Origin of the sequence: Vibrio sp. V10_P2A27P122, assembly GCF_963874335.1 — a bacterium.
Taxonomy (GTDB): domain Bacteria; phylum Pseudomonadota; class Gammaproteobacteria; order Enterobacterales; family Vibrionaceae; genus Vibrio; species Vibrio anguillarum.
In genome coordinates this window covers 1-3,514 of sequence record NZ_CAWNHY010000165.1, presented here as the reverse complement: position 1 = coordinate 3,514, position 3,514 = coordinate 1, and the positions used below count along the sequence as shown (strand labels likewise).

Annotated in this window: 5 protein-coding genes; 1 reads left to right on the top strand and 4 read right to left on the bottom strand. The window is 39.3% G+C overall.

The features are described from left to right. Positions 1-42 precede the first annotated feature (42 nt). The 4 genes from AACQ17_RS07690 to AACQ17_RS07675 all read right to left on the bottom strand — a co-directional run bounded on the left by AACQ17_RS07690 (position 43) and on the right by AACQ17_RS07675 (position 2,937). Positions 43-645, bottom strand: coding sequence for a hypothetical protein (locus AACQ17_RS07690; protein ID WP_047691324.1), 603 nt, complete (start codon positions 643-645; stop codon positions 43-45). A 174-nt stretch (positions 646-819) separates the two neighbouring features. Then, entirely contained in the window at positions 820-1,077 is a 258-nt protein-coding gene (locus tag AACQ17_RS07685; RefSeq protein WP_094146928.1) for a hypothetical protein, read from the bottom strand. Positions 1,078-1,274: 197 nt separating this feature from the next. Further along, positions 1,275-1,550, bottom strand: a complete 276-nt coding sequence (locus AACQ17_RS07680; protein ID WP_094146927.1) for a putative quinol monooxygenase — start codon at positions 1,548-1,550, stop codon at positions 1,275-1,277. Positions 1,551-2,268: 718 nt separating this feature from the next. Then, positions 2,269-2,937: a hypothetical protein gene (locus AACQ17_RS07675; RefSeq protein ID WP_094167815.1), complete on the bottom strand. Its 669-nt coding sequence runs from the start codon at positions 2,935-2,937 to the stop codon at positions 2,269-2,271. 216 nt (positions 2,938-3,153) lie between these two features. Between AACQ17_RS07675 and AACQ17_RS07670 the strand changes: the two genes are divergently transcribed. After that, complete coding sequence (locus AACQ17_RS07670; RefSeq protein WP_094167814.1) at positions 3,154-3,342, top strand: hypothetical protein; 189 nt, start codon at positions 3,154-3,156, stop codon at positions 3,340-3,342. The last annotated feature ends 172 nt before the right edge of the window (positions 3,343-3,514 follow it).

Here is a 3,514-nt window from a genome sequence, read left to right as displayed (position 1 = left end):
ACTAAAGCCGCCAAGCGTTGGCAATCCCTCTTGAGCCGTTTGTTAGCTGAATTTTTCAAACGGTTTTAGAAGACCATTTCGTTCGTTTAGTAAAGCATGACGCTCTTCTTCTGAAACAAGGTTCAAAATAAGCGATATTTCTATGAACCTTGTATGAGCCTCTCTAAAAACCTCAGACTCAAAACAACTTTCTATCCAATAGAGCTCTTCACCACTGATGCTGTGAAACACTTCCACAGGCATATAATCGCAGTGTTCAGGGTCAGCAAAGTCTGATGTTTGTTCTATACCAAATGGACCGATATTATTACCGAAAAGCCACGGTAAAAGGTACACATTAGATAACATCGTTGCTGCTAATTCATACGTTGCCTTTTCTGTATTACCTAAACGATGAGACAAAATTGAGCGAGATAGCATTTGAATTGGTTCGCCAATATCATCTGGAAATTGGACGTCATACCACTCCATGTACTCTTTTGCTTTTTCTAAATCATTAAGTACAAGCAACAACGGAAATATTAAATACCTTTTCCCGTAACCGTCCGAGATAGCACCATACTCTCTAAGCTCACGATTAAGCCCAGATTTGTAGCTTGAAATTTTAGCTCGAATTTTCTTTTCTGTATCTGGAACTGTAAACATACTCAAATCTCGTCCTATTCAGCTAACGCCCGCCTAAGGGGCTGGCAACGCATAACACTAAACTCAAACACAACAACTGCAACCACCGCGGCTCAATGGGACTGGAAACGCCGCGCGTTGACAGTCCCTCTTGAGGCGTTTGTTATGTGTATGAACTCTAAGCTAAAGTTAGCCTCACCCAAACACGCTACGTGATATTTTATGACCCACTGCAAAGCAAACAACGGCAGCACCTATGAAAACTAGGATTGATAGTAAATATCCAACCGTCGCTGATACGCCAAAGCCCCAAACAAACGAGAATACTAAGCCTTGATATGCTTCGTATGGCCATTGAATTACTGGAAAATGTGAACCGTCCATCAGAGTAAAGATTAAAGCTGACAATCCTAATAGTGATGCCACAATCCCAAACATGCTTGATCTATTCATGCTGAAAACCAACTTGGAAACGAGTCTGCCAATTCTATGTGCTTGTTTCGATTGGAACTAGCTAAAAAACACATAACGCCCTGTTAAGTAGTGAGGCATGCACTACAAAAGCTTCCGCAACACTACGTAATCACTAAAACCGCTGTAAACCAAAAATGCCACGCATGCCGAATCTACTTGAACAGTTTGTTATGCGTTTACTCAAAGACTTCATAGTGACGTTCAACATTTACTGTCACTTTTCCCCAATGAGAAGCTTTAACTCTTTCCTGATGTTGTTCAAAAGCCACTTTGTCCGTGAACTCTTCATAAACATCGAAGCGAAGAGCGTTTTCTGAATTTTGAATGACACTAAACGTGATACACCCACCTTCTTCTAGAGTTAGACGTTTATGATTTACCAACTCACTTTTTACTAATTCAAGCTCCGACTCAGAAACTAAAATAAAGCCTTTCAATGTTACTTTTGACATGAATTTCCTTGTGACGCATAACGCCCAATTAAGGGGTGAGCAACGCTACCACCTTACCTAACGCATTGTACCGTAAACACTAAATTTGAAGTAGATACAAAAATGCCAAGCGTTGGGAATCCCTCTTAAATTGTTTGTTATGTTTTACCACAAATGACTGATTTATTTGGTAAAGAACTGCTTTGTTGACCACGTTTCAAGAAGCAAGTCACACACCCAAACTCACTTGGCCGCCAGAGGCACGAAACACGAAGCGCGTAATTCCATTTCCCTGCCCAATGAGGCAACCCGGCTTAGCTTCAACAAGCACCCTCTCCTTCCTACCAAAGCACAGAACAATGGCAAATTGCCGAGGCAACTGCCAAGCCGAAATGCTAACTGACAAATACGCTCAAAGCGACTTAGAGCCAGCGAGATTTGAAACCAACCGCCACGACCTGAAAATGAAGCAACCCACGAACATTGACATGTTTTACGGGTTGAGAAATTCACGAACTTGAGACGACATTGCGGATTTGCTGAGGCAGCTCGAACGAATGGCTAAAGGGACAAAGAACAGTGTTCGAAGGATATTTAAGCCATTGAAATTCAAGTAAACATAACGCCCAATTAAGGGGTGAACAACGCTACTACCCAACCTAAAGCATTGTACCGTAAACACTAAAATTGAAGTAGAAGCAAAAATGCCAAGCGTTGGGAATCCCTCTTAAATTGTTTGTTATGGGGCTTTTAGATAGGGACTCAGTTCAGTTAGCAGTCCCTTAATTTCTAAATTCCTTTCATGGTTCTTTTTTTGCCACAACTTTATCCTCTCGAACAGCTCCTCATCAAGTTCAGGGCAAACCTCATTTTTTACTTCTTGAGGTACTACTTGACATGATATTTCATGTTTAACATCCACGTAAAATTTGGAAATTTTATTTTGTAGTTGTTCTGGCAAGACTTTCGATTCAAATATTAGTGCTTCTCGGAGAGTTAATATTTTTTCATATGATTCATTGCTTACATAGTTCTTCTCTAGCTCCTTGCGATTAACCTCTATATACCTATCAACAGTCTCCAAAACGCCATTTAATTCCCACATTGCCTTATAAACACTTAATCTTCGTTCGAACGTTGTATTAAATAATGATTGTTCAGCAATTGACACAGCAAGACGATTCGACTCAGCTGCGTTTTCAGTTGCAATTGCAGCTTTGTTAGCTGCTTTATATGCAAGATACGCAATAAATAAACTAACTGCTGTAGACATAAAAGAAACAAGACCTTTTATCACAACTGCTTTTTCAATCGAAGGAAAACCTATATGCACCAACCCTAACAACAGATATGCCACAGAAGTCACGTAGAATATAAAAGCTGCCCCAATAAGGCATTTTTTTACCATTAATTGTCTCTCCTTAGTTAAAGCTTCGCAGCCCCATAACGCAGCATTAAGAGGTGAACAACGCTAGTTGGTGGACCGTAACATTCTTGCTTGGAACACCAAGCGTTGTGAATCCTTATTAAATGCCTTGTTAACCCTGTGTACGTTGTACACGAAAATGTATCCACATTACCCCACGGTAACAAATTAAATTAAATCTCATAAGGAGAATATATTATGTATAACGAATTAGACTTAACGTTAATCAAGTTAAACAAGATTGGAGATTTAGATAAATTTGACCAATTACAACTATTGAAAGAAGTTTTACCTGAATTAACCGAATACAAGGAGGACTTACAAACACAGTTTACTCAGCATTTGATTAAGTTAGCTCCTTGTGGACGTAACAGTTTAAACTTTTAAACCTTTTCACATTGAAGTGTTATTAATTGGTGGTGTTCTTTAACAACAGATGTGTATTCTGGATTAAACTCAATTATGTCGTGTATCACCTTGGTAACTTTCAATGTGTGGTAAGGTTCTAATTTATCTTTCATATCCGTATGAGAGGTTAGGTTAATATAATCTCCTACCC

Coding starts and splice junctions, on each gene's coding strand:
- AACQ17_RS07670 (WP_094167814.1), top strand. CDS start 3,154: ATGTATAACGAATTAGACTTAACGTTAATCAAGTTAAACAAGATTGGA.
- AACQ17_RS07685 (WP_094146928.1), bottom strand. CDS start 1,077: ATGAATAGATCAAGCATGTTTGGGATTGTGGCATCACTATTAGGATTG.
- AACQ17_RS07675 (WP_094167815.1), bottom strand. CDS start 2,937: ATGGTAAAAAAATGCCTTATTGGGGCAGCTTTTATATTCTACGTGACT.
- AACQ17_RS07680 (WP_094146927.1), bottom strand. CDS start 1,550: ATGTCAAAAGTAACATTGAAAGGCTTTATTTTAGTTTCTGAGTCGGAG.
- AACQ17_RS07690 (WP_047691324.1), bottom strand. CDS start 645: ATGTTTACAGTTCCAGATACAGAAAAGAAAATTCGAGCTAAAATTTCA.